The organism is Ectothiorhodospira sp. 9100, from assembly GCF_022227565.1.
In the GTDB taxonomy this organism is placed as follows: domain Bacteria; phylum Pseudomonadota; class Gammaproteobacteria; order Ectothiorhodospirales; family Ectothiorhodospiraceae; genus Ectothiorhodospira; species Ectothiorhodospira marina.
On the sequence record NZ_JAJNAN010000001.1, the window covers coordinates 1 to 26,851 of the forward strand.

Here is a 26,851-nt window from a genome sequence, read left to right on the forward strand (position 1 = left end):
CCCCCCCCCCACCCCCCTCATCCCCAGCCCTTCTCCCCCATGGGGGAGAAGGGAGCTTCCTTAGCTGAACCTGGGTGCTTTGACGTTAAAGAATCAGGAGTGTGTAGATGACATCCGAGCGATTGAATTTCCAGGGTACGGCGGATCTGTGTGATGAGCACGAGGATGGTGATATCCAGGTGTGTGAGCCGATCTTTCGGGATTTTGGCGGGGAGAAGGCCTTCTCCGGCGAGATCGTGACCTTGAAGTGCTTTGAGGACAACTCCAAGGTGCGGGAGATGCTGGGCACCGATGGTCGGGGCAAGGTGCTGGTGGTGGATGCCGGTGGCTCCATGCGCTGTGCCATGCTGGGCGATCAGCTGGCCATCCTGGCGGTGAAGAACGGCTGGGCCGGGGTGGTGATGTACGGCTGTATCCGGGATTCCCGGGCCTGTGGCGAGTTGTCCCTGGGGGTGAAGGCCATGGCCACCCATCCACTCAAGAGCAGGAAGATGGGTGTGGGTCAGGAGAATATCCCCGTGCGCTTTGCGGGCGTGGAATTCCGACCGGGGGATCTGCTGTTCGCGGATGAAGATGGTATTGTGGTGCGCCCTGGCTGAGTTGAGGCCTTGCCTGGTCTTGCATGCCCCGTCGTTTTCGCCACCACCTGGAGGATCGGGTGCTGATTCATGGCAACAAGACGGTGGTTCTCAGTTAGGTCGCTGGCTAGAACATCCCCATCAGGTCCCTCAGGTTCATGACCTGGCGGCCCTCTGCCTTGAGCACGCCGGCCTCCAGTTCCAGTGCCAGGGTGATCCGCTGATCTTCCCATTCGGTCACGAAGGGCATCATGCCCAGGATGGCCGACCATTCCCGCCATTGTGCCTTTACCCTCTTGTCCAGCTGTGCCTCATTGATATGGGGCCACTGGGCGCGGATGGAGCGTGCCATGAGCGCCTGAATCAGGGGTTCATCAAGGGTGAACCGGACATCGCCATAGAGCGTATCCCACTGGTGGAGGCCGCCTCCTGGATTGAATTCCGCATTCTCGTCAAGACCCAGGGTGGCATGACCTTCGATGGTGCCGTGGGCCTCCTGCGTGAGTGATAAGCGCTCCAGCTTGATCTCGCCGCCACGGCGAAGCAGGGAGGTCATGGCCTGCTCCAGTCGTTTCGCTTCGCTCAGGCTGAGATCATCCTCCAGGTTCAGGGTGTCACTCACGGCCATGAGATCCTGCAAGGCTTCAAAGCTCAGATCCGAGTTGATTTGCAGGCGCGCCTGATCCAGGATCCGGTCGCCATTCAGGCTCATGTACCCCAGGGAGAGATCCATCCAGTCGCGGAGCCGATCGTCTTCGCGGTGGTTGTTCCAGTTCAGCGCCATGTCTCTCAGCACCAGCGTGCCACCTGGATCCTCTACGGAGAGCTGTTGCATGGAAAGCGCGGATGCGCCGATCATTGTCAGGCCCTGGTCCAGGGTGATGTCTTCCAGATGCAGATTCAGATCTTCCACCAGGGCATCCAGTGCGCTGTTTTCCTCCCGAAGCCACAGCCGTGGCAGCGAGGCATCAAGATCTGCAAGGCGGTCTTCGCTGGCCAGGCGGGCCTCAAGAGACCAGGGTTGCCAGGCGGTCTCGCCGGTGCCTTCGCCCCGGTCATCCAGAATGCGACCTTCGTAGCCCCGGCCAGCCAGGGCCAGGTGATGTCGCCCACGGCTGTCCAGGTTCATGTGATAGCGAAGCCACTCATCGCCTTCAAAATCCGGCAGGAGGGACCGCCAGGTGTCGGAGACCATGAGACCACCCTCCACACGGGCGATGGTGCCCAGCAGGCCCATCAGGCCGCGTGTAGTGATCTGGGCAGTGCCAGAGGTCTCCAGTGTGGGGCTATCGGTTCCCTGCAGATCTGCCAGCATCTGCCAGGGGACGCTGTTTTCCTCAGGGATATAACGAATGCGGTACTGCAGATCGCCGCTGTCGCGATCATAGTCAGCCCAGCGCAGATGCACGCCGGGGACGTCCGGGGGCTGGTCCCGCCATCTCTGGAGTGTGCTCTCCACCTGATCTTCAGCCGCCCGGTGCACCTGATGGTTGGCGCCTACAACGATCACCGCCAACGCAAGCAGCAGGGCGAGGATGAGCAGGGCCTTGCGGCGGTGCCTGGGCGAGGGGGTGCTGGAGGAAGTCGCTGACATCAAACGCTCCTGATGGCTTTGGTCCAGGCCTGGCGGAGGGGGCGCCCCCTGGATGCGGCAGGGACGATGCAGATGGATGAACAGCTGATAGGTGGTGGGCAGGGGCATGGCCCTCTCAGTATGCCATGCCCCGCCCGCCGGTTGGCGTGACCCCTGGGGTCACGCCAGGAGCATCAATGCTCTGCGGCCTTGTTGATGCCGATACCCGTCTGGGAGCGGATGTACTGGGCCTCGAACCGGCGACGGTCCTCGGCGGCCCGCTTGGAGCGGTCCAGCTTGGAGAAGATCCAGATGCCCAGGAAGGCAATGGTCACCGTGAACAGGGCAGGGTTGCTGTAAGGCACGATCGCCTCTTCATTGCCCAGTACCTGCACCCACACGTTGGGGCTCAGCACCACCATGATCACGGCAGAGATCAGACCCAGGGAGCCACCGATCACCGCACCGCGGGTGGTCATGTCATGCCAGTACATGGACAGGATCAGCACCGGGAAGGTGGTGGAAGCGGCGATGGTGAAGGCCAGCCCCACCAGGAAGGCGATGTTCTGATTCTGGAAGGCAATCCCCAGCAGCACGGCGATGATGCCCAGGATGATCGTGGCCACCCGGGAGACGCGCATCTCCTGCTGGTTGGTGGCGTTCTTGTTGATCACGTTGGCATACAGGTCGTTGGAGATGGCCGAGGCACCCGCCAGGGTGAGACCGGCCACCACCGCCAGGATGGTGGCGAAAGCCACCGCAGAGATGAAGCCCAGGAACAGGTCACCGCCCAGGGCATGGGCCAGATGGACTGCCGGCATGTTATCACCGCCGAACATGCGACCGGTCTCATCGAAATAAGCCGGATTGCCCATGACAAAGGCGATGGCGCCCATGCCAATGATGAAGGTCAGCACGTAGAAATAACCGATGAAGCCGGTGGCGAAGAAGACTGACTTGCGCGCCTCCTTGGCGCTGGGCACCGTGAAGAAACGCATCAGGATGTGCGGCAGACCCGCGGTACCGAACATCAGGGCGATACCGAGTGAGATGGCCGAGATGGGATCGCTGACCAGGCCGCCCACCGCAAAGATATCCTCACCCAAGGCATGACGGTCGGCAGCCGCCTGGAACAGGCCTTCCAGGCTGAAGCCATAGAAGTAAAGGGACATGCCGGCGATAAAAGTGGCGCCAGAGAGCAGCAGCACGGCCTTGATGATCTGCACCCAGGTGGTGGCCAGCATGCCGCCGAAGGTCACGTAGCCGATGATCAGGATGCCGACGATGATGACAGCGGCCTCAAAGCTCATGCCAAACAGGGTCTGAACCAGTGCGCCGGCTCCCACCATCTGGGCGATCAGATAAAGCAGGACGATGGTGATGCCCCCAAAGGCTGAAAACACCCGGATGGGCACCTGCTGGAAGCGGAAAGACACCACATCGGAGAAGGTGAACTTGCCCAGGTTTCTCAGCCGTTCGGACATGATGAACATGATCACCGGCCAGCCCACCAGGAAGCCGATGGAATAGATCAGTCCATCGAACCCGGAGGTATACACCAGGGCGGTGATGCCCAGGAACGAGGCGGCCGACATATAGTCACCGGAGATGGCCAGACCATTCTGGAAGCCGGTGATGCCACCGCCCGCGGTGTAGAAATCCGAGGCTGTCTTGGTGCGGCGCGAGGCCCAGTAGGTGATACCCATGGTGCCGATCACGAAGACAATGAACATGATGCTGGAAGTCCAGCTGCTGCCCCCGACCGCTTCGGTGACTTCCGCCGTCTGGGCCATGGCTGTTCCGGAAGTGAGCAGCAGGGCTATGAAGATAAGGATCATGAGCGGTTTCATTCGGCGTGCTCCCTCACGGCGGCGGTAAGCCGGTCAAATTCGGTGTTGGCCTTGTACACGTAAATGCCCGTCAGCAGGAAGGCAAACAGAATGATGCCCACGCCCATGGGTACGCCCAAGGTGATGATGCTGTCACCAAAGGGCTGCATGGCCAGAACGTCGGGCAGGAAGGCCACCAGCAGGATAAAACTGTAGTACACGATGAGCATGGCGAAGCTCAGGATCCAAGCCAGGCGTGAGCGCTTTTTCACCAGCCTTTGGAAGTTTGGGTCCGCCTTGATGCGGTCGATGGTGCTTTGTTCCATAAATGCTCCCGCTTTATGCAGAGAAGAATGGATATACCCTTATCGTTTTTTATCCAGGTATAAATACGATGGTCAAACGGGCGGATAGTCTTACATCGGGGGATGTGTTGCAAGGCAGCAACAGGGGATTATCGCTTTAACTGCGCGGGATCAAGCTTTTTTATGGGTGCACGCGCCTTCGCGTGGGAAGGTTTTGACGGGTATTGCCCAAACAAAAGAGCCACCGGCACAGCGGTGGCTCTTTCATGCAATATTGGCGGAGAGGGAGGGATTCGAACCCTCGATACGGGGTTACCGTATACACACTTTCCAGGCGTGCGCCTTCGACCGCTCGGCCACCTCTCCAAAGTGCGTCACCCTGGCCGGTATGTCCGGGCCTTGAGGGTGCCTGTTTCAGGGCTGCGGCAGACCGCGCCTGACAAGGTGCGCAAAGATACATCAAACCTCCGTGTTTGGCAAACGGGATTGTGCCATCTCATTCAGAGAGGGGCGATGCGAGGACGTCGGGGCGGATCGCTGGTGAGGGGGGCCGTTAAAGGGCGTTGCCATGGACAGGGGAGCGGGTCGGGCGATGCCGTAGCCTTGGGCAAAATCCACCCCCAGTTCGGCCAGGGTCGCCAGTACGGCGTCGTCTTCCACAAATTCGGCAATGGTGTGCAGCCCCATGACCCGCCCGATGCGGGCAATGGCATCCACCATGGAACGATCGATGGGGTCCCGGGCGATATCCTTGACCAGACTGCCGTCAATCTTGAGGTAATCCACCGGCAGTTGCTTGAGATAGGTAAAAGAGGACAGACCGGTACCAAAGTCATCCAGTGCGAAACGGCATCCCCGCTGGCGGAGCTGATTCATGAACAGCCCGGCCCGGTTCAGGTTGGCAATGGCGGCGGTTTCGGTGATCTCGAAACAAATGCGCGATGCCGGGATCTGGTAGCGCTCCAGTTGCTGGATGACAAAGCCGGGAAGTTGTTCATCATTCAATGAGGCGCCGGAGAGGTTGATGGCGTAGACCGTGCCTTCGGAAGTGGACTCGTTGCGGGGATCTTCCTTCAGGATGTGAGCAAACTGGCTGAAGAAATGATGCACCACCCAGCGATCCACCGCCGGCATCAGCCCGAAGCGCTCGGCCGCGGGAATAAAGGCACCCGGCATGATCACCCGGCCATCCTCATCCAGCATGCGCAGCAGGATCTCCTGATGGGGAGGATGCTTTTGGCTGGCAACGGGAATGATGGGCTGCACATAAAGCCGGAATCGCTGGTCGGCCAGGGCCTGGTTGATCCGGGAGACGGCCTCCATCTCCCCGTGTCGCTGGATGAGTTCCTGATCATTGGGATGGTAGACGTGGATGCGATCACGACCGCGTTCCTTGGCCGCAAAGCAGGCCATGTCGGCGGCGCTGAGTACCGCGTTCATGTCCTCGGCAGTGGACTCCAGCATGACCGCGCCGATGCTGATGCCCACCTCGAAGACCCGCCCCTGCCATACGAACCGGAATTGACGCACTGTCTGGCGCAGATGATCGGCAATCTCCAGGGCCTTGTCGCGCGGGCAGTTCTCCAGCAGCACTCCGAATTCGTCACCGCCCAGGCGGGCCAGCATGTCGGAGTCACGGATCTTGGCCAGCAGAGTGAAGGCCAACTGCTTGAGCAATTCGTCTCCGGCCACATGCCCGCAGGTGTCGTTGACGACCTTGAACTGGTCCAGGTCCATGTAGAGCAGGGCGTGGTGGGCGTTGATTTCACGGGCCTGCTTGAGCGCCACCTGCAGGCGGCGTTCGAATTCAAACCGGTTGAACAGTCCGGTGAGGGGGTCATGGGTGGCCTGCCAGGAGAGCTTGCGGGCCAGCTGTCTGGGTTGAGTGACATCATGGAAGACCAGTACGGCTCCAATGGTGGTCCCCTGGCGGTCCCGAATCGGTGCCGCGGAGTCCTCGACGGCGCGGGTGCGACCATCCCGGGTGATCATCACCATGTGATTGGCCAGCCCGACGCTGCGACCCTCCCTCAGGCAGGCGTGCAGCGGTGTGCGAACCGTCGCACCGCTGGTTTCATTGATCAACTGGAACATCTCGTCCGGGCGCTTGCCACAGGCTTCCATCAATGGCCAGCCGGTGAGCGCCTCGGCCGCCGGGTTGAGGTAGTCCACGCGTCCGTCGGCATCCGTGGTCATCACGGCATCACCGATGGAGTCCAGCGTGACCTGGGCCCGCTCCTTGGCATTGAACATGGCTTCCTCGGCCCGCTTGCGCTCGGTGATGTCTTGCACGGTACCGATCACGGCGCGGATCTGCCCATCGGGCCGGCGGATCACCTGCGTCTGTTCATGAACGTGGCGCAGGTTCCCGTCAGCTGCCATGATGCGGTAGTCCAGTTCCCCGGCAATGCCCTCCTCCATGGCCTTGCGGTCGGACTGGCGAGCGGCTTCCAGGTCATCCGGATGGATGCGTGCCATGAAGCTTTCATAGTTGAAATGGCCTTCCGTGGGAGCAACGCCCAGCAGGCGGGAAATCTCGTCGCTCCAAAAGAATGACTGCTCGGGCAAATGCATCTCCCAGGTGCCGATGCGGGCCGTGCGCTGAGCCCGAAGCAGCCGTTGGTCACGCTCCCGCAGGGTCTGCTGGCTCTCGGCGATGCGGGTGACCATCTGATCGAACGTGCGCCCCAGATCCGCCAGTTCGTCACCTCCGGTCACGCCGCTGCGGGTATTCAGGTCACCTTCGGCAAACTGGCGCGTGGCCTGAGCCAGGCGCTCAACACGCTTGATCACCGTCCAGTGAAAGAAGAACAGCCCAAGGGTCGCTAGCAGGACCAGGAAGCCCATGAACTGCAGTACGAGTTCGCGCACGTTGTCGCGGGCTGCTGCCTTTGCTGGCATCAGGTCCAGTTGAATCAGTATCACCCCTCCCGAGGGGGGTTGCGTGTCGACGCCGGAAGCGGCGGATGCCAGGGTGATGGGGAAGAGGGCCAGGAGGGTATTGCGGGATTCACTAGTGAAAACTTTTCCGACACGGTCCGTGTCCCCGAGCCAGGTGGCAACCGATAGGTCGGTATAGTGGGCCGGATTCAGGCGATGCGGGGTAAGGGCGCCCCAGGGGGCCCCCACGTATTGAGCATCCAGCCCGGCCAGGATGTGTCCTTGCGCGTCCAGGATCACGGCCAGATTGATGTCGCGCCCCTCGCTCATGGATTGCAGTGTTTGTTGCAGGCGAGCGCGTTCACCCCATTCCACCATATCCTGAGCATGATCTCGCAAGCGCTGGGCCAGGGCCTCCAGGTGGCGCGACTCTGAGGTTTCCACATGATTGGCAGCGGCGTTGAGGCCGAATCGATAAGCCAGCAGGCTGCTCAGGGTGATGAACACCAGCAGGATCAGGACTGTTAGGTAGCGCAAGGGAATGCGCGTCATGTGGGGGCTACTCCCTGGGTTGCCTGGTGGCCTCCCCGCGCCGCCCTTGAGGCCCGGGGAGGTCGCATCTCACGCGGATTGGAGGAAATCCATTTTGAGTGAATATTTACGCAAGAATCGTGCTGGATATGCCCTTATGACGCGGATTGGATGAAAGACGGTTTCACTCGGACCAGTCCATGATCCTGCACGGGCAGTGGGATACAACGAAAGGGTCCTGCTACCAGAGGGTGCCATTGCGCCAGTCCCTGATCACCAGGCCGATCAGGACAAAGATGCACAGCGTGGTGATGAGGGTCGCCACAGTGACGATGATGGAAAGAAATTCGACAGATGCCATGAGGTTCACCCCGGTTGATCAATGTGTTGGTGGGGCTTCTTTAAGCTGTTCCCAATCGAATTCCTGGGGCCTGATCCAGGTGGTCAGTAGCACGACCACCATGGAAACCGCCGCACCCACCAGTGCCCCCACGTAGAATCCGATCTGGAAATAAGCGGTGATGCCGGCCGCGCTACCGGCCACCATCGCCAGCGTGGCACCCCAGCGGTTGGTTCGGCGCCAGTACAGGCCGGCGGCAATGGGCCAGATGGTGCTGGCCACGAACGCACCGGTAAAGTGCAGCAGCTCTGCCAGGGTGGTGATGCGCGGCAGACACAGCAGCCAGGTGACGACCCCCAGGAGCAGAATGGTCACCTTGGTGGCATCGCGCAGATGATCGGCCGTGGCCTGAGGACGCAGGTGACGGTAATAGATGTCCCGTACCACCAGCATGGCAGTGGCTGCCAGCAGGGAGTCCAGGCTGGAAGCCAGGGCGGCAAACACCATGATCAGCACGATGACGGCCCCTGCCAGGCCCAGCAGCTCGGAGGAAATGATGGGTCCCACCATATCGGCTGCCGGGATGTTTGTCCCCAGGGCTGGACCGGCCAGGGCAATGAAGCCAGCAACAATGGGAATGGGGGCCCAGAACAGGCCGGCCAGCAGGTAGGCCCATAAACCCACGCCCTCGCGGAACGAATAGGCACGCGTCCACCAGACATTGGAATGGAAGATTTCCCCCATGCCGAACAGCAGGTTATTGAACAGGAACATGATGGCCGCCGGCATCATGAGGCTGAGTAGTTCGGGGCGTTCCCGCTCAAGGCTGAAGTGGATCTCATCGAAGCCGATGCGGCCAATGACCATCCACGCCAGGATGACCAGGCCAATGAGGATCAGGATGGACTGAATGAAGTCGGTGCCGATGACCGCCCGGAAACCGCCAATGAGGGTATAGGACACACAGGCGGCCAGGATGACACTCATTCCCTGCCAATAGGGAATCCCGGAGAGGGCATGGGTCAGCACGCCGCCTGCCATGCCCAGGCTGACCAGCCAGCCGAAACTATAGAATATGGAAATGCCCAGAAAGACCCGCCAGGCCAGGTTGCCATAACGCAGGCGCACGAAGTCTCCGCTGGTGTAGCCATGGGGCATGAGGGTGCGGATGCGCTTGGCCAGGGGCGCAAACAGGATCAGCCCGACCGCACCCAGGGAATAGCCCACCATGCCCCAGATACCCATCTGATAGGCCAGCTGGGGCGCCATCATGGTGGTGTTGCTGGTCACCCAGGTGGCCATGGCGGTGGCGGTTCCCACAGCCAGTCCCACCTTGCGACCGGCCAGGACGAACTGATCCAGCTCCTTATCCTTACGGCCAAAAAACCAGCCCAGCCCCACATACAGTGCGGTGAACAGGGCAATCAGCAGCCAGGCGATTCCTGGCTCCAGGATGGCGGTTTCCTGGATGCTCATAGGCGCTCCTCATGCCGGGCCCGCCAGCGGGCGGCCCCTGAATGTAATCGGGTCGGGGTCACGAGTCCTCGGGGAGGATCCGGTTGGCCCGAGTGCCGAAGGCGATGATGCCGGCGGTGGCCACAAAGACCAGGCCTCCCAGGGTGAAGATCCCAAAGGCCTGAGCGATGGAATGGTGCTTGACCTTCACGCGTTGCGCGTCACTCCATTCGGTCTGACTCCCATCCTCCATCCGGGCCCGCACTCGGTAATGGAAGGTCCCGTTGCTGCGGCCACTGATCACCGTGGCCCCATCGGCTCCCTCATAGAAGATCCGGGCGTCGGAGAAATCATCGGCCGTGGCCTCCTCCAGGCGGAAACGATCCACCTCCCCCTCATCCAGAGACCAGCGCAGCTGATAATAGCCCGCTCGCGCCAGATCCGAAGTGCTCTCCAGGTCAGGTTTTGGGGCGCTGGCCAGGAGGGGAGGGAGAAGCAGGGTCAGCACACCACAGAGGGCCGCCAGGAGGACGGGCGTGGCAGGACCGAAATGTTGAGGGGATCGGGGCAAGTCACGCTCCTTGGGCCACCGGGTGACCGTCACGCCATGGCAGGGCTGTTGCACGCATGCCCTGAACAGGCCTGCCTGAAGTCGGTTGGGACGATGTCTTGCTTTTTTACCCTAGTCGTGAGTTGAGCCGGGGTCAAGCGCGTCGGGCGGACGAAATGCCTCGGTCGGTGGTGCCACTGCCTTTGCCCGGGCGGCTGCGGTGGCGTACATTATGCGCCCGTTCACCACCCGGGTTTTTTCATGCATTGGGCCTCCGTGCTGCGCGTCGTCGGGCTGTTACTGATGCTTTTCAGCGGTACCATGCTGCCTCCCGCCATCGTCTCGCTGATCTATGACGACGGCGGTCTTTTGCCGTTTATCGTGTCTTTCGGTGTGTTGCTGGCCCTGGGGCTGTTGCTCTGGCTGCCGGTGTGTCGGTCCCGTCAGGATCTGCGTACCCGGGATGGTTTTCTCATTGTGGTGCTGTTCTGGACGGTGCTGGGCCTTTCCGGCGCCTTGCCGCTCACACTGTCTCAGGCCCCATCCGTGTCATTCACCGATGCAGCCTTTGAGAGTATGTCCGGGCTCACGACCACCGGCGCCACGGTTTTGGTGGGTATCGATGACCTGCCGGAATCCATCCGTTTCTATCGACAGCAACTGCAGTGGCTGGGGGGAATGGGCATCATCGTCCTGGCGGTTGCCATCCTGCCCATGATCGGGGTGGGGGGCATGCAGCTCTACCGAGCCGAGACCCCGGGACCGGTCAAGGACACCAAGCTCACCCCTCGCATCGCTGAAACGGCCAAGGCCCTCTGGTACATCTATCTGACGCTCACGGTGGCTTGTGCTTCGGCCTACTGGTTGGCGGGGATGAACGCTTTCGACGCCATCGGCCATAGCTTTTCCACCGTGGCCATCGGTGGTTTTTCCACCCATGACGCCAGCATCGGGCACTTTGACAGCCCGGTGATCTCCATGATTTGCGTGGTCTTCATGCTCATTGCCGGCATCAACTTTGCCATGCACTTCATGGCCTGGCGTACTCGATCGTTGACCCATTATCTCAAAGAGCCTGAAGTTCGCTGGTTTCTGGGTATCATGGGCATATTGATGGTTGTCGTGGTGGTTACCCTGGTCATCCAGCAGCATTTCGACCAGTGGGGAGATGCCCTGCATCATGGCGTCTTTCAGGCCGTTTCCATCGGTACGACGGCTGGGTTCACCACGGATGACTTCGCCAACTGGCCAATCTTCCTGCCGGTGCTTCTCGTCATGGCCGCGTTCATTGGTGGCTGCGCCATGTCCACTGGCGGTGGCATCAAGGTGATACGCTTCATGTTGCTGATCAAGCAGGGCTACCGGGAGGTGATTCGTCTGGTGCATCCCCAGGCCCTGGTCCCCATCAAGGTGGGGGGTAAGCCGGTGCCGGATCGGGTGATCGATGCGGTGTGGGGCTTTTTCGCTACCTACATTGCCCTGTTTGCCCTGATGATGCTCACCTTGATGGCGACTGGCCTGGATCAGGTGACGGCCTTTTCGGCAGTGGCGGCCACCATCACCAATCTGGGCCCGGGTCTGGGTGCGGTGGCGGAGAATTTTGCAGCCATCAGTGATCTGGCTAAATGGGTGCTGATGTTTGCCATGCTGCTGGGTCGCCTGGAAGTCTTTACCCTGCTGGTCCTGCTGACGCCGGCTTTCTGGCGCCACTGAGCCGGGGTCGGGCGCCTTGAGCCGATCCCTTTGACCGACCTGGTGGTCTGTCAAATGCGTAGGGTTGCTTTACTATAGGGGCGTGTCACCCTGCGGGGATAGGTGTTCGATGCAGAAGGGCAGAGGCTTCCTGGAGCGATGTGGCCTGGCGCTGATGGTGTTGGGCGTCGGGGTGTCCGCGGGCGCGCAGGATCTGCGCGAATACTGGCCGATGGAGGTCTTTCTGGAACGGCATGCCGAGCAGCGTCCGTTGATGGAGGCCTTTGATCGCCGGGTGACTGGGCCTGGCATCCCGATACCCGCCGAACAGAGGCCGGACGCCCCGGTGAGGGTGTCCGTGATCTATCCGGGACTGGAGATTTCCGATTATTGGAGGCGTAACCTGGTAGCCTTCGAGAGGCGAGCCCGCGAACTGGATCTGCCTCTGGATCTGCAGGTGTTTTTCAGCGGCTCCACGCGGGATCAGGCTGCCCTGCAGGCGGAGCAGTTGCGTGCAGCACTGGCCGAGAGCCCGGACTTCCTGGTCTATACCCTGGATACCCCCACGCACACGGCCTTGATTGACCGATTGCTGGCGCGAACCCCCGGTGTCGACGGACCCCACATCATTCTGCAGAACATCACCACACCCGTGCGTGCCTGGAATGGTCTTCAGCCGCTTTTGTATGTGGGATTCGATCATCTTCAAGGCTCGCGCCTTTTGCTGGAACATATTCGTGCCCAGGCTGAGGAAGGGGATGAGATTGTGGTGCTCTATGGCACGGATGGCTATGTCAGCCGTGCTCGAGGGGATCTTCTGACCCGATCCCTCATGGAAGTGCCTGCACCACGACTACGGGACACCTACCTGACCGATCAGGATGTGGATATTGCGGAGAAGGCGACGCTGGATGCCCTGGCACGCTACCCTGATTTGAGCTTTATTTATGCCTGCACCACGGATACGGCCCTCACCTCGATACGCACTCTTGCCGCCGAGGGGCGGACCGACGTGGAAGTGACCGGCTGGGGCGGCGGTAGCGCGGAGTTGCGTGCCATCCAGGAAGGCGCCCTGTCGGCAACGGTCATGCGTTTGAACGATGACGCGGGTGTGGCCATGGCCGAGGCCGTGTCACTCCAGGTGCGTGGCCTGGGGCACGACGTACCACAGATTTACTCAGGAGGGATGCAACTGGTCACGCGTGATACCCCGCCCGAGGCACTGGAACAGTTGATGCAGCGGGCCTTCCGTTACTCTGGCGTGCCCGATTGGACGAGTCACTAGGGCTTACGGAGATGATGTTCGCTGCGCTCAGAACCCAGCTCTGTCGCCCCACCCTGACCCGGACCATCGTCCTGGCTGTGGGGCTGGCCATGATCCTGATTGCCGGCCTGGCGGTGATGCTGACCATTCAGGGGGCTCATCAGGCCAACCTTCATGAGGTGCATCGGAGTTTTGATGGCAGTGCCGCCATTGCCTCCCTGATCCTGGATAAGGAGATCGAATCCGCTGAGCGGGCGACCAGCGAGCTTTTGAGATTTCCAGCCTTGCGCCAGGCAGTGCATGCTGATGATCCTGAAACGGCCATGCATCTGCTCACCGTTCACGATCGCCTCCAGGGGCGCAGCCTTTTTGATGCCCTGGTGATCGCCCGAGAGGGTAAGGTCCCCTGGGTCGCGAGTGGTTTTGCCTTGCGGAATCGTGGTCCATTGCTGCGATGGCTTGCACAGCAAGCGGATACCACCATGGCCAGCCCCAGCGGTCTCGTTGTGGTCGAGACGGGGGAGGGGGAGTCGATCATGGCGCTGGTCACTCAGGGGAGTTTTAGGGATCCGGAGTCGGGCCGGGCAGTGGGACAGTTGCTCGGGTTAGTGGCGCTCTCGGACCGGATTTCCGTATTCACGGAGATGCGGGCACGGGCCAATCTGACCGGCGTGGGGCTGGTCCTGGATGGGCAATTGTTTCCCGGTCCATCGGAGGCGGCCTTGCAAATTGCCCGTCTGGAAGAGGTTCCCATCGGCGATCCCGAACAGATTGTGATGCTGGATACATGCCGCGTGGCCTGGCGGCATCTCAAGCCGGATCAAGTAGTGGAGGATATCGGCATTGTCATGAGTACGACGGGTGCCGGCCAGGATGCGTCCATCCTGATCCGTACCGTGTCCATGCTTGCTGTGCTCATTCTGCTGGTGATGGGCGGATTGCTGGTGTTTCTCACCCGATCCATTGCCATTCCCATGCGGGATCTCTCTATCCAGACCCGGCAATCTCCCGCGGGTCCATTCAGTCCTTTGGCTGTTCCCCGCCTGCATCGTTACGATGAACTCGGTCAGGTGGTTGGCGCTTTCAATGACCTTATCGAGCGCATCGGCAAGCATCAGATGGAACTGGACAGGATTGCCCATTATGATCCGCTGACCGGGGTGCCCAACCGACGTCTACTGGCCGACCGGATGGAGCAGGCCATCGCGCGAAGTCGGCGCGATGGGGGGCCCCTGGCGATCTGCTACCTGGATCTGGACGGCTTCAAGCCCATCAACGATCGTCATGGTCACGCCATGGGGGATCAACTGCTGTTGGCGATCACGGCACGCCTGCGCAAGCTGCTGCGAGTCGACGATACCCTGGCACGTCTGGGTGGAGATGAATTCGTCATTCTTTTCAACAACCTGCATACCATGGTAGAAGCGGATCAGGCCCTCTCCCGGTTACTGGAGGCGGTGGCGGAGCCGGTCATGATCGAAGGTGAGCAACTGGAGATTTCCGCCAGCGTGGGTGTGACGTTTTATCCCCAGGATGAGGCCGACCCGGATACGCTTTTACGGCATGCGGATCAGGCCATGTACCAGGCGAAGGCATCGGGCAGGAATCGTTACCATTTCTTCGAGTCCAGCTAGCTCCGAGGGCTTGCAGGTGTCAGAATGCTGCAAGGCAGCAAAAGGCAATCCACACATGAACGAACCCGATGACAGGCAGAACAAGCGCGTCAGGGAACGGGCGGCACAGGCCCTGAAGACAGGCGACTTCGACCTGGCGGAGCGCATGCTCGTTTCAGGCGAGGTGGACCTGGCTCGGCTCACAGAGACCCTGCGTACCTATCAGGTGGAGTTGGAAACCCAGAACGCTGAACTGCGCGAGAGTCAGCTGACTTCATGGAAGCTTCAGGGCTGCTACTCCGCCCTGTTTCACGGCCTGCCCCTGGCGGCCCTGGTGGTGGACCCCGCCGGCATTATCCTGGATGCCAACCAACGGGCCGTGGAACAGTTCGGCCTATCCACCCAGCAGATGCGCGGACAATTGCTACGGCGTCTGTTCCATGTGCAGGGGCTCGATCAAGTGAATCGCACCCTCCAGGAGGCGGGACGCGAGGGTGAGGCCGTGCTCCGGGACATCGAACTCAGGCATCAGGAGGGACGCGTCTTTCCGGGGGATCTGCATGTGCATCGGCTCCCGGGGCGCGAAGGTCGGGAGTCTGATTTCGCCTGTGTGTTGGTGGATCTGAGCGTTCACAAGGATGCAGAGGCCCGTCTGGAGGCCGCCCTGCAGGCCCTCGGTGCCAGTGAGCGGCGCTACCGTATCGCCGCCGACTATTCGCCGGATTGGGATTACTGGTATGGCGCCGATGGAACCCTCAAGTACGTTTCCCCCGGCTGCGAGACCGTGAGTGGCTACACCCGGCAGGATTTCCTCAAGGACCGGGATCTGCTCAAGCGGATCATGCCCCCCGAGGATGCTGCTCGCTGGCAGTCCCACATGGATGAAATCGCCGCGGATGGTGCCTCGCTGCCACGCCATCAGATGGAGTTTCGCATCCATCATCGCAATGGTGAGGAACGCTGGATCGAGCATGAATGCCTGCCGGTGGTGGGCGAGGGGGGCGAATACCTGGGGCGTCGGGCGGTCAATCGGGACATCACCCGGCGTAAGCGCGCCGAACAGGCACTGCGCGACCGCGAACAACAGGATCTACTTTTTACCCAGTCCATCATTGATTCTCTCCGGTCCAGTATTTGCGTGCTGGATTATCGCGGCGAGATCATTACGGTCAACCGCGCCTGGCGGGATTTCGCCCGGCGGAACGGAGGGGATGACGGCCATGTGGCGGAAGGCGTGAACTACCTGGCGATCTGTGATCGGGCCATTGCCGAGGGGGAGGAGGGCGTTCGGCCGATCGTTGAGGGTATCCGTGGAGTCCTCTCGGGCAGCCGGGATGCCTACGAGGCGGACTATCAGATGGGGGATGATTACTACATCCTGCGGGTCTCGTCGCTGCAGCATGAGACAGAGCATCCCAGACATGTGGTGGTAAGCCACGTGGATGTCTCGGGGATCAAGCGTGCCGAGACGGCCATGCGCCAGGCCAAGGACGAAGCCGAGCACGCCAATCGGGCCAAATCGGAATTCCTGTCCGCCATGAGCCACGAGTTACGTACCCCCATGAATGCCATCCTGGGCTTCTCGCAACTATTGGAAGCCGATCCCAGCCTGAGCGAGGAGCAGAAGGAAAATCTGGAGGAGATCCTCAAGGGAGGACGGCATCTGTTGGCCCTCATCAATCAGGTGCTGGATCTGGCCAAGGTGGAATCGGGGCGCATGGATTTATCCCCCGAGAACCTCGGGCTGGAAGAGGTGGTGGACGAATGTGTGCACCTGGTGATGCCCCTGGCGGATCAGCGGGGTATCGTTGTGGACATGGGAGAGGCCGCGGGTCGCCGGATGAGAGCGGATCGGGTGCGACTCAAGCAGGTGCTCATCAACCTGTTATCCAATGCGGTGAAATACAATCGGGATGGCGGTCGTGTGCAACTGGGCTATCAACTGAACGAGGCCGACGCCACGTTGCGTATCAGTGTTGAAGATACCGGTCCTGGAATCAGCGAGGCCCGACAGGCCCAGTTATTCGAGCCCTTCAACCGGCTGGGGGCGGATGCCACCGGGATGGAGGGGACCGGCATCGGACTGTCGTTGTCCCGCAGCATGGTCCAGGCCATGGGGGGGCAGATCGGCGTGACCAGTACTCCGGATGAGGGCAGCACTTTCTGGATCGAGCTGCCCGTGGCCGACGATGACATCCTGGAAATCTCGTCGGCCCACCCCCTGTTGAGCGCCCCTGATCCGAAGAGTGGGGCAACGGATCAGGTGAGCCGTACCGTGCTCTACGTGGATGACAATCCCTCCAACCTCCACCTGGTGGAGCAGATCCTCAAACGGCGGCGTCGGAGCATCCGGATCATCAGCGCCCACACCTCGGGAACAGGGCTGGAACTGGCCCGCGCACAAAAACCGGATTTGATCCTCATGGATATCAATATGCCTCATATGGATGGTTTTGAAGTGCTCAACTGCCTGAAACAGCACCCTGAGACATCCGGCATTCCGGTGCTGGCGCTGACGGCCTATGCCTCGGAACGGGATTCAGCCAAGCTCAGTGAAGCGGGCTTTCAGGGGCATCTTACCAAGCCGCTGGATATGGAAGGGTTTCTGGCGGAGATGGACACATGGCTTGAGTAACCTTCGCCACGCCCGACTCCAAACCTCTCTCTACTCCAGAGTGAACCGGGCGATGATCTCCGGGTGGCCTGAGTCCGGGACGGGCAGACGGGTCAGGTTGGCCTCCATGAATAGATAGGTCCGGGCGTACACCGCCCAGTTCAAAGTCATGGCGATCGGCGGCGATGGGCTCTGGCGCAGGGGTCAGGCCTGGCCAGATTCTTTCTTCAGCAGACCTTCCAGTCGGGCCACCTCCGCCTGGGCTTCCATCAGGTCGGTGACGTCGTACTGCACCCCCAGGTAATAGATCAGGCGTCCTTCGGAATCAAACAGCGGGCGGATGTTCAGGCGGTTGTGAAACAGTGAGCCGTCCTTGCGGTAATTGCGCAGGGTGACCTCTACCTGCCGGTGCTCAGCCAAGGCCTTGCGGATCTCGTCAAGCCCCGGCTGATCATGTTCCTCGCCCTGCAGGAAACGGCAGTTGCGTCCCAGGATCTCCTCCTGGTTGTAGCCGGTGAGCTGCTCGAAGACCGAGTTTGCATAAACGATGGGATTGTCCGGTTGATCCGGGTCCGACAGGGTTACGCCGTTGACGCAGGTGTCCAGGATCTGGGCCAGCACGGACGGGATCAGGCCCGGGTCTTTTTCAGCGGTGAACTGCATGGTGCGGTGGCTCCGGTATGAGAATCAATTCCAGCTTGGAGGTGGGGTCGGGCTGAGGGGTTCCAGCTCGGTCTCGGCCAGACCCTTGATGTTTCGTGCGGTTCTGTCGGTACCTTCCTGTACAGCAATGCGGATGAGCTTTTCGAAAGGCCGCATCGCGAAACCCAACTTGGCCAATTCAAACGTAAAGGTGAGTTCGGTATGCCCATCGCGGGGTTTGAACTCGTAGTCGATGCGGTACGGGTCGGTGGTGCCGCGAAAGGAGATTCGTGCCCCGGGCTCCAGTGTGACCACACGAAACTCCGTTTCGGTACGCCGCCCCTGGTCCACGCGCACCTGACGTCCCGTCCAACCCGGTCGCAGCGGACCGCTGGTGAGTGCACACAGGGATTTGACCTCGGGTGACCAGCGCGGGTAGTTGCGAATGAAATCATCCACAATGAAACTGAATACCTGCTCCAGCGGACGTTTGATGAGTGTCCTGGATTGGGCTTTGACCATAAGCGGCGCCTTTCCTGCTGTGCGGTTTTTCCGTGGATTGAACTCTTTCGAGTATAGACACGTCCCCCTTAGGTTGTAAGGTCAGCGATCGGCGCCATGGACATTGACACTTACCAGAGTCTTGCCTGAGTTCTCTCCTGGGGATCAGATGAATTGCATGGCTGCAAGGATCGTGATGCCGGCGACCATAATGCTGCCCAACTTGATTGTGAGCCGGTTGGAAAGCAGTTGGATATCCTTCTGCAGGGCGATCTTGACACCTTCCATGTCCTTTCGCAGCGCGCTATCCATGTTCTTCAGATCCTCGCGGCTGGCGAGATCCCGGCGCAGGGAGGATTCCATTGCTGCCATGCCCTGGCGCAGGGACGATTCCAGGGTGGTCATGTCCTGGCGCAGGGAAGATTCCAGGGTTCCTATGTCCTGACGCAGGGACGACTCCAGGTCGTGCAGGTCATCCTTGGTTGCCAGGTGGCGGATGTCATCCTTGGTGACAAGCCGATTCTCCAGCAGATCCAGTAAGGCCTGCGTTTGCGCTTCGGCCTGGGCCTCGGTGAAGCCGGCGGCCATCAGGCGCTTGACGTGAGAATGTGAATCGAATGCGAGCATGGACATGGCTGGGCCTCCCTGGCTCCTGATCAGACTGCCTGTTGTGGTCGATGCCTCTGATCATATCGCCTGAGGGCCTGCAGTGCCATGGGCCCGAAGGAACGGTAAGATACCCATTACACGACCTGCGATACGCCATCTGTCAAAAGGACACCTCTATGAGCACCGCGGATTCCGATCAGCCCGTCAGAGTGATCGAAAACACCTGGATTACCATGGCGGACGGCTGCCGACTGGCAGCGCAGATCTGGTTGCCGGAAGATGCTGAGGCGCATCCCGTGCCGGCGGTACTGGAATACATTCCCTACCGAAAGCGGGACCATAAGGCGCTGCGGGATGCGGAAATCCATGGTTTTTTTGCCGCTCAGGGCTTCGCTGGCGTGCGGGTGGACATCCGCGGCAGCGGCGATTCCGAAGGCATCCTTCGCGACGAGTATCTGCAGCAGGAACTGGATGATGGCCTGGAGATCCTGAGCTGGATTGCTGCTCAACCCTGGTGCTCCGGTAAGGTGGGGTTGTTCGGATTGTCCTGGGGCGGCTTCAATGGGCTGCAATTGGCCGCATTGCAGCCGCCGGAACTGGGCGCGGTGATCTCCGTGTGCTCCTCGGACGACCGCTATGCTGACGATGTGCACTACATGGGCGGTTGCCTGCTCACTGATAACCTTTCCTGGGCCTCCACCATGTTTGGCTTTAACTCCTGCCCGCCCGACCCCTTGGTGGTGGGGGAGCGCTGGCGCGATATGTGGCTGGAGCGGCTTGAGGGCAGTGGTCTGTGGATTCACAACTGGCTGCAGCACCAACGCCGCGACGACTTCTGGCGTCATGCCTCGGTGTGCGAGGACTACGACGCCATCCAGGTCCCCGTGATGGCGGTCAGCGGATGGGCCGATGGTTATTCCAATACCGTGTTCCGTCTCATGCGTCATCTGAAGGGGCCGCGTCGTGGCCTGGTGGGCCCCTGGGGCCATAAATACCCTCACATGGGGGGGCCAGGACCCACCATCGACTTCCTGGGGGAATGCGTGCGCTGGTGGGATCACTGGCTCAAGGGCATCGACCGGCAGGTGGAGCAGGACCCCATGCTGCGAGTCTGGATGCATGACCGTCGCAACCCCTTGTTGCCCGAGACAACGGGGGGCTGGGTGGCTGAGCCGCACTGGCCCAGTCCGGCCATTCGCTCACGGGAATACCATCTCCATAATGGGCGTCTTGTCCCAGCGGAGGATGACATGGGCGAGTCGGATACGGTGACCATTCAGAGCCCCCTGAGCGTGGGTCTGTTTGCCGGCAAATGGTGTTCCTATGCGGAGATCACCGATCTGCCTTCGGATCAGCGACTGGAAGATGGTGGCGCCCTGGTGTTTGATACACAGCCTTTGGAGGAGGATGTACAGATGCTGGGGGCGGCCGAGATGGATCTGGAAATCAGTGCCGACAAGCCCGTGGCCATGGTCGCGGTGCGCATCTCGGAGTTGGCGCCGGATGATCGGGCCACACGGGTGACCTTCGGCATCCTGAACCTCACCCACCGCGAGAACCACGAAAACCCAACTGAGTTGGAGCCCGGTCGGCCTTACCCTGTCACGGTGCGCCTCAACGAGGTGGCTCAGCGTTTCCGGGCCGGACATCGCATTCGGGTTGCCGTTTCCAGTTCCTATTGGCCTCTGGCGTGGCCAGCGCCCGAGCCAGTGAGGCTGACCTTGCATACCGGGGGTTGCCGTCTACGTTTGCCGGAGCGTCGCTCCGATACCGATGACGCGGCCCTGCCCAGCCTGGGCCAGCCCCGTCAGGCGCCCACGCCGCCCAACACCTTACTGGCTCCGGCCCATCGGGAATGGAACGTGATCCATAACCTGGCCACCAACCAGGTGGCCCTGGATGTGGTCAATAATGATCCCCGGCTTCGCCTGGATGATATCGACCTGAGTTTCGGGCGCCAGGTCCATGAGCGTTATAGCTACAGTAACGAGCGTTACGACACCCTGCGAGGCGAAGTGACCCACGAACGCCACTTCGGCCGCGGCGATTGGGAGGTGCGCACGGTCACGCGTACGGTGCTCACCTCGACCCGGACCCGCTTTGTCATTCGCGCCACACTCGATGCCTATGAGGGGGATGTGCGCGTCTTTTCCAAGACTTGGGACGAGACCGTTCCCCGGGATCTGGTGTAAACACAACGCTTTTTGGAGAATTCAAACAGTGCCCAAGAAAAATGTCTTCATCATTGGTCTGGACGACTTCAATCGGGACAAGCTCGAGCGCTTGCCGCAGGCGAAGGAATGCGAGTTTCATGCGGCCCTGGATATCAGTGATATCCGCAATGTGGATCAGTACGACATCAAGTTTCTGATCGATAAGGCCACTCGTACCATGGAGGCTTTCGGTGGCACGGTGGATGCGGTCACCAGCTATTACGATTTTCCCGGTACGGTGATGACCCCCATCCTCGCCGAGCACTTTGGCCTGCCCGGGCCCACTCTGGAGTCGGTGCTCAAATGTGAAAACAAGTATTGGAGTCGCCTGGAACAGCGCAAGGTGATCCCGGAGCATATCCCCCAGTTCCGGGCCTTTGATCCCTTTGATGAAGAGGCCTATGCAGGTCTTGGTTTATTACCGCCGTTCTGGATCAAACCCATCAAGTCGTTCCGCTCCTATCTCGCCTTCCAGATCAACGACGAGCGCCAGTTCAAGGCGGTGATGCCCCTGTGCCGGGAGAAGGTGGGGTTCATGGGCGAACCCTTCCTTTACCTGATGCGACATTTCGGTGCCCCGCCCGAGATTGCCGAAATGCCCGAGAGCTTCGTGGCCGAAAGCCCTATCGGCGGTTGGCAATGTACCCTGGAGGGGTACAGCCACAATGGACGTGTGCACATCTACGGGGTGGTGGATTCGGTACATGAGCAGGACAGTTCCTCCTTTGCCAGGTATGAGTACCCCTCGTCACTGCCGCTGGAGATTCAGCATCGCATGATGGATGTGACCCGCATGGTGGTGCAGCAGTTCGGGCTGGATAATTCGGCCTTCAATGCGGAATTCTTCTACGATCAGACCTCCGACCAGGTATGGTTCCTGGAAATCAATCCACGGGTGTCTCAGGCTCACACCGACATTTTCGAAAAGGTGCATGGCGTCTCGCACCTGTCGGTGATGGTGGATCTCGCCCTGGGTCGCAAGCCCAAGCCCATGGAGCGCAAGGGGCAATTCAACGTGGCTGGACACTTCATGTTCCGCACCGTGGAGAGCGGCAAGGTGGTGCGGGTGCCCAGTATCAAGGCCATCGAAAAGCTTCGGCAGCGCCAACCGGGTACCTACGTGAAGATCCCGGTCAAGCCCGGGCAGCATCTCAAGGATCTGCAGGGGCAGGACATGTACAGCTTCGAGATTGCCAATGTCTTCATCGGTGGGCGCGATCAGACCGATATGCTGGACAAGTATGACGAGGCACTGGCGGTGTTGCAGTTCGATATTGAAAAGGATCCGGATCCGGTGATCACCTGAGCAGGGCTTGGTGGTCAGTGTCCGGCCCCGCTGCTACCATGGCCCGACATTCATGTTTCGGAGAAAGCTCATGCGCATCCGCCCCTTGATGCTGACCACCGCCATGGTCTTGTTGGTCCCGTTGGCGGCCCAGGCGGACGAACTGGATCTGCAACCCGGGCAGTGGGAATTCACCAACGTGACCGGCGTGGAAGGGGATACACCCTTCCCGGAACAGACCCATACCAGCACGGAATGCATCACTGCCGAGGACGTGGCCCGGGGGCCGGATTTCCTCCAGGTGGAGGACAACTGTGAAGTCACCAATATGGACATGACCTCCACCACCATGACCTATGACATGGTCTGCACGGAGGAGGGCATGGAAGTGGACATGCGTGCTGAACTGCAGTTCATGGGGGATCGCCTGGAAGGCCAGATGACGGCTAACCTTGAGAGCCCCATGGGCCCGCTGGTCATGCGCACGGAAATCACGGGCGAGCGCATCGGCGACTGCGAATGAGGGGAAGAGCGGCCCATGCGCATGGGGTTTGTCGTAGGGGCGCTTCGAGAAGCGCCCGCGCGATGCAGGGGACAACCTTTTACCCGACTTCGGTGAAGTTCGAGACGCCGCTGGGGCCGTTCCCGAACGGCCCGTACGTGTACCTCCAGTCATGAATGGTGCAACCCCTTGTCCGGGCTGATTACCGCCATCATCATCCTGCTCACCTGCCAACTGGCGGGTGAGGTGATTGTGCTCTGGCTGGATCTGCCCTTCCCGGGGCCGGTGCTGGGGATGTTGATCCTGTTCGGGGCGCTGTTGATTCGTGGTGGCGTACCCGAGCATCTCAGACAGACCAGTCACACGCTATTGGGTCACCTGGCCCTGTTGTTCGTGCCGGCCGGCGTAGGTCTGATGGTCCATTTTGGCCTGGTGGCCCAGGACTGGCTGTCGATCCTGCTGGGCCTGGTGGTGAGCACCACCCTGGCGCTGGGCGTGACCATGCTGTTGCTCAGTCGACTGATCTGGCTGCGCGGTCGACGTGCCGAAGATGGGTGACGAGATCACGGATATCTGGGCCTTCCTGGCCGCCAGCCCTTTGCTATGGCTGACCATGACGCTGGTGGTGTTCCAGGGAAGCCTGTGGATCAACAGACGCCTGGGGGGCAGCCCCGTGCTGCATCCGGTGCTGATCTCCATGGGCATCCTCATCACCATCCTGTTGCTCACCGGTACCGACTACGACACCTACTTCGACGGTGCCCAGTTCATCCATTTCCTGCTCGGGCCAGCCACGGTGGCACTGGCCGTTCCCCTTTACGAGAATCGTCAGCAGATACGCGCCCTGCTGTGGCCGCTGTTGGTGTCGGGATTGGCGGGGGCGGCGACGGCGGCCTTGAGTGCCGTGGCCATAGCCTATTTCATGGGGGCGGAGCGGGTCACATTGCTCTCCCTGGCACCCAAGTCGGTCACCTCGCCCATTGCCATGGGGGTGTCCGAGAAATTGGGTGGCCTGCCTTCGCTCACGGCGGCCCTGGTGTTGCTCACGGGCGCGATCGGCTGCATCCTGGCTCCCTGGATGATCCGCTTGCTGCGCATCCGCGATGATCGGGTCAAGGGGTTTGCCATGGGATTATCGGCCCACGGCTTCGGCACGGCCCAGGCCTTCGGCATCAGCGCCACGGCCGGCGCATTCGCCGGCCTGGGCCTGACCTTGGCGGGTATCATGACAGCCTTCCTGCTACCCGCCTCAGTCAACTGGCTACCGATCCGGATCGACGGCTAGCCGTCGAGAGAGCCCCTTACCGCAAAATAATCAACGGAATCGAAGCCCGCATGATCATGTTGGTGGTGGTGCTGCCCACGAACCAGCGCCGGAGCCGCGAGTGGCCATAGGCCCCCATGGCCAGCAAGTGGATGTCGTGTTCCTGGCAGTAGGCACACACGGAATCGGTGACATCGCCGCTGCGGATTTCCGCGCGCACATCGAAGCCTTTCTGGGCCAGCGTGCCGCGGGCATTATCCAGGCGCGAGCGGTTGTCCTGGGTGTCTTCACCCACCATCAGTATGTGCGCCCCCAGTCCCTGGAGCAGTGGGCTCTCCGAGACCTTTTCCACCGCAGTGTGCGCCGTGGCGCTGCCGTCGTAGGCAATCAGGAAACGCTCCGGCTGCCGGTATTCCAGCGGGCAGACCAGTACGCCCCGGTTGAGGGTGCGGATGAGGCTTTCCAGATGGCTTCCCACGTGTTGCTTGAGCATGTCGCCATCCTTGCCCTGCTTGCCCACCACCACGAGGCGGGCCTCATTCTGGATATCATCGAGGGCAGCGGTGACGCCATCGTTACGCAACAGGCTCCCGGGGTCGGCTACACCGTTGGCCCGAACCCGCTCCAGGGCATCCGAAAGGATGGCCCGTCCTTGTTCCCGCAGCAGTTTGCCGCGCTGCTCCTCAGCTTCCACCATCTGTTCCAGCAGGGCCTCGCGGCCGCCCAGGCTGAGGTTTCCACTCAGGTCCCGCTGGGCATCGGCATGTGGGTTGTGGATCACATGCAGGAGGGTGAGCGGTGAGTCCATGCGTCGACTGGCCCAGGCGGCGTAATCACATACGGACAAAGACGAGCGCGAGCCATCGATACAGGCAATGACCTTGTTCATAAAGGGCGTCCTCCAGCAGTTAGTGGCCCATGAGCCGGTCAGCGGCATCGGGCTTGTCATGTACGGCGTGACGGTCGACGATGGTGCTCGTGGCTTCATTCATGCCGATGATTTCCACCTCCGCACCTTCACGACGGAAGTTGATGACCACCCGGTCCAGTGCGGCCACGGAACTGATGTCCCAAAAGTGTGCACGGGACAGATCGATGGTCACCTTATCCAGATCCTCCCGGAAATTAAAGGCTTGCATGAACTTTTCCGTGGAGGCAAAGAAGACCTGCCCATACACACGATAGGTCCGGTGCAATGTGTGTTCGTCCGGGCTGGTGTCTGTGTCGGCCCCCACGAACATGAACTGGCTGACCTTGTTGGCAAAGAAGAGGGCCGCCAGCAACACACCGGAGAGCACGCCGATGGCCAGATTATGGGTGAACACGGTGACCGCCACGGTGGTGATCATGACGATATTGGTGCTCATCGGGTGATCCTTCATGTTTTTGATGGAGGTCCAGCTGAAGGTGCCGATGGATACCATGATCATCACTGCCACCAGTGCGGCCATGGGGATGACGGCCAGGATGGGACTGAGGAAGACCACCATCACGAGCAGATAGACACCAGCCATCAAAGTGGACAGTCGACCTCGTCCGCCGGATTTGATGTTGATCACAGACTGCCCAATCATGGCGCAGCCCGCCATGCCGCCAAAGCTGCCGGCGACGATGTTGGAGATCCCCTGGCCCTTGCACTCACGGTTCTTATCGGTACGGGTGTCGGTGAGATCGTCGACGATGTTCTGGGTCATCATGGATTCCAGCAGGCCCACCACGGTGAGTGCCAGGGCATAGGGCAGGATGATCCAGAGGGTTTCCAGGTTCAAAGGAACCTCGGGCCATAGGAAAACGGGCAGGGTGTTGGGCAGTTCGCCCATGTCGCTGACCGTGCGAATATCCAGGTTCAACAGCCAGGCCAGCAAGGTAAGCACCACGATGGTGACCAATGGTGAAGGGATGGAGCGGGTCAGGTAGGGAAACAGATAGATGATGCCCAGCCCCAGCGCGGTCAAGACGTAAACATGCCAGGTGACGTCAGTGAGCTCGGGAAGTTGTGCCAGGAAAATCATGATGGCCAGAGCGTTGACGAACCCGGTCATGACCGAATTGGAAATAAAGCGCATGTAGCGCCCCACCTGCAGATAGCCCGCAATGATCTGCAGCACACCGGTGAGGAGGGTGGCTGCCAGGAGATATTCCAGCCCATGTTCCTTGACAAGCGTGACCATGAGCAGAGCCATGGCCGCGGTGGCCGCGGAGATCATGCCAGGCCGCCCACCGGTGAAGGCGATGACCACGGCGATGCAGAACGAGGCATAGAGCCCTACCTTGGGATCCACGCCGGCAATGATGGAAAAGGCGATGGCTTCCGGGATCAGGGCCAGGGCGACCACCAGGCCGGCGAGCATGTCACTGCGTATATTGGAAAACCATTCCTGCTTGATGCGGGTGAGGTTCATGAATGATGTCCTTTGATTGCGCGAATTCGTTGCCGGCTGGCCCTAGATCTTGCCAAATCACGTCATCCACCCCCGTATGCGTGCATCGGATCTGTGGAGTGCGCTGGGTGGAGCGGCAGTTGAAGGGCGTTATATCGCGGGGGCGGTGGCCCCAAGCAGGTGCCCGAGTGTGGCCGGAATCAAGCGAGCCATCAGCAGCCCTGTGGGGG

At 60.7% G+C, this 26,851-nt stretch carries 21 protein-coding genes and 1 tRNA gene; 10 read left to right on the forward strand and 12 right to left on the reverse strand.

The window, feature by feature from the left end; genetic code table 11:
* Positions 1 to 107: 107 nt before the first annotated feature.
* The gene (gene rraA, locus LPW29_RS00005) at positions 108 to 599 is read left to right on the forward strand and encodes a ribonuclease E activity regulator RraA (protein WP_238626301.1); all 492 of its coding nucleotides are present in this window, start codon (positions 108 to 110) and stop codon (positions 597 to 599) included.
* A 106-nt stretch (positions 600 to 705) separates the two neighbouring features.
* Here rraA and LPW29_RS00010 read toward each other — a convergent pair whose 3' ends face one another.
* The 7 genes from LPW29_RS00010 to LPW29_RS00040 all read right to left on the reverse strand — a co-directional run bounded on the left by LPW29_RS00010 (position 706) and on the right by LPW29_RS00040 (position 10,062).
* Entirely contained in the window at positions 706 to 2,280 is a 1,575-nt protein-coding gene (locus tag LPW29_RS00010) for a DUF945 family protein (RefSeq protein ID WP_238626302.1), read from the reverse strand.
* Positions 2,281 to 2,345: 65 nt separating this feature from the next.
* On the reverse strand, positions 2,346 to 3,989 hold the full coding sequence (locus LPW29_RS00015; protein ID WP_274520296.1) for a cation acetate symporter: 1,644 nt from the start codon (positions 3,987 to 3,989) through the stop codon (positions 2,346 to 2,348).
* Positions 3,990 to 3,997: 8 nt separating this feature from the next.
* Positions 3,998 to 4,306 carry a DUF485 domain-containing protein gene (locus LPW29_RS00020; protein WP_238626303.1) on the reverse strand — a complete coding sequence of 103 codons (309 nt, stop codon included), beginning with the start codon at positions 4,304 to 4,306 and terminating at the stop codon, positions 3,998 to 4,000.
* A 254-nt stretch (positions 4,307 to 4,560) separates the two neighbouring features.
* Positions 4,561 to 4,651 (reverse strand) — tRNA-Ser (locus LPW29_RS00025).
* Positions 4,652 to 4,744: 93 nt separating this feature from the next.
* Positions 4,745 to 7,717, reverse strand: a complete 2,973-nt coding sequence (locus LPW29_RS00030; protein WP_238626304.1) for an EAL domain-containing protein — start codon at positions 7,715 to 7,717, stop codon at positions 4,745 to 4,747.
* 358 nt (positions 7,718 to 8,075) lie between these two features.
* A complete protein-coding gene (locus tag LPW29_RS00035; protein WP_238626305.1) occupies positions 8,076 to 9,512 on the reverse strand; it encodes a sodium:solute symporter family protein in 1,437 nt (478 codons plus the stop codon).
* A 58-nt stretch (positions 9,513 to 9,570) separates the two neighbouring features.
* Positions 9,571 to 10,062 carry a hypothetical protein gene (locus tag LPW29_RS00040; RefSeq protein ID WP_238626306.1) on the reverse strand — a complete coding sequence of 164 codons (492 nt, stop codon included), beginning with the start codon at positions 10,060 to 10,062 and terminating at the stop codon, positions 9,571 to 9,573.
* Between the two features lie 240 nt (positions 10,063 to 10,302).
* Here LPW29_RS00040 and LPW29_RS00045 point away from each other — a divergent pair, with 240 nt between their 5' ends.
* The 4 genes from LPW29_RS00045 (at position 10,303) to LPW29_RS00060 (ending at position 17,245) form a co-directional block, all read left to right on the forward strand.
* Positions 10,303 to 11,754, forward strand: a complete 1,452-nt coding sequence (locus tag LPW29_RS00045) for a TrkH family potassium uptake protein (protein WP_238626307.1) — start codon at positions 10,303 to 10,305, stop codon at positions 11,752 to 11,754.
* A gap of 109 nt (positions 11,755 to 11,863) precedes the next feature.
* Positions 11,864 to 13,018, forward strand: a complete 1,155-nt coding sequence (locus LPW29_RS00050; protein ID WP_238626308.1) for a substrate-binding domain-containing protein — start codon at positions 11,864 to 11,866, stop codon at positions 13,016 to 13,018.
* An 11-nt stretch (positions 13,019 to 13,029) separates the two neighbouring features.
* Positions 13,030 to 14,631 carry a GGDEF domain-containing protein gene (locus LPW29_RS00055; RefSeq protein WP_238626309.1) on the forward strand — a complete coding sequence of 534 codons (1,602 nt, stop codon included), beginning with the start codon at positions 13,030 to 13,032 and terminating at the stop codon, positions 14,629 to 14,631.
* Between the two features lie 55 nt (positions 14,632 to 14,686).
* On the forward strand, positions 14,687 to 17,245 hold the full coding sequence (locus tag LPW29_RS00060; protein WP_238626310.1) for a hybrid sensor histidine kinase/response regulator: 2,559 nt from the start codon (positions 14,687 to 14,689) through the stop codon (positions 17,243 to 17,245).
* A gap of 183 nt (positions 17,246 to 17,428) precedes the next feature.
* Here the strand turns inward: LPW29_RS00060 and LPW29_RS00065 are convergent, their stop codons facing one another.
* The 3 genes from LPW29_RS00065 to LPW29_RS00075 all read right to left on the reverse strand — a co-directional run bounded on the left by LPW29_RS00065 (position 17,429) and on the right by LPW29_RS00075 (position 19,000).
* Positions 17,429 to 17,887, reverse strand: coding sequence for a PAS domain-containing protein (locus tag LPW29_RS00065; protein WP_238626311.1), 459 nt, complete (start codon positions 17,885 to 17,887; stop codon positions 17,429 to 17,431).
* A 24-nt stretch (positions 17,888 to 17,911) separates the two neighbouring features.
* On the reverse strand, positions 17,912 to 18,388 hold the full coding sequence (locus tag LPW29_RS00070; protein ID WP_238626312.1) for an SRPBCC family protein: 477 nt from the start codon (positions 18,386 to 18,388) through the stop codon (positions 17,912 to 17,914).
* Between the two features lie 144 nt (positions 18,389 to 18,532).
* Entirely contained in the window at positions 18,533 to 19,000 is a 468-nt protein-coding gene (locus LPW29_RS00075) for a CCDC90 family protein (RefSeq protein ID WP_238626313.1), read from the reverse strand.
* A gap of 152 nt (positions 19,001 to 19,152) precedes the next feature.
* Between LPW29_RS00075 and LPW29_RS00080 the strand changes: the two genes are divergently transcribed.
* The 5 genes from LPW29_RS00080 (at position 19,153) to LPW29_RS00100 (ending at position 24,261) form a co-directional block, all read left to right on the forward strand.
* Entirely contained in the window at positions 19,153 to 21,168 is a 2,016-nt protein-coding gene (locus tag LPW29_RS00080) for a CocE/NonD family hydrolase (RefSeq protein ID WP_238626314.1), read from the forward strand.
* A gap of 28 nt (positions 21,169 to 21,196) precedes the next feature.
* Complete coding sequence (locus LPW29_RS00085; protein ID WP_238626315.1) at positions 21,197 to 22,495, forward strand: ATP-grasp domain-containing protein; 1,299 nt, start codon at positions 21,197 to 21,199, stop codon at positions 22,493 to 22,495.
* Positions 22,496 to 22,565: 70 nt separating this feature from the next.
* Positions 22,566 to 22,997, forward strand: a complete 432-nt coding sequence (locus LPW29_RS00090; protein WP_238626316.1) for a DUF3617 domain-containing protein — start codon at positions 22,566 to 22,568, stop codon at positions 22,995 to 22,997.
* A 168-nt stretch (positions 22,998 to 23,165) separates the two neighbouring features.
* Positions 23,166 to 23,534 (forward strand): CidA/LrgA family protein, encoded by a 369-nt coding sequence (locus LPW29_RS00095; protein ID WP_238626317.1) that lies wholly within the window; start codon positions 23,166 to 23,168, stop codon positions 23,532 to 23,534.
* Entirely contained in the window at positions 23,527 to 24,261 is a 735-nt protein-coding gene (locus tag LPW29_RS00100; RefSeq protein WP_238626318.1) for an LrgB family protein, read from the forward strand. The genes LPW29_RS00095 and LPW29_RS00100 overlap by 8 nt, the downstream gene beginning before the upstream one ends.
* 16 nt (positions 24,262 to 24,277) lie before the next feature.
* Here LPW29_RS00100 and LPW29_RS00105 read toward each other — a convergent pair whose 3' ends face one another.
* Positions 24,278 to 25,129 (reverse strand): universal stress protein, encoded by an 852-nt coding sequence (locus LPW29_RS00105; RefSeq protein WP_238626319.1) that lies wholly within the window; start codon positions 25,127 to 25,129, stop codon positions 24,278 to 24,280.
* A gap of 19 nt (positions 25,130 to 25,148) precedes the next feature.
* Complete coding sequence (locus LPW29_RS00110) at positions 25,149 to 26,642, reverse strand: SulP family inorganic anion transporter (protein ID WP_238626320.1); 1,494 nt, start codon at positions 26,640 to 26,642, stop codon at positions 25,149 to 25,151.
* Positions 26,643 to 26,851: the final 209 nt, after the last annotated feature.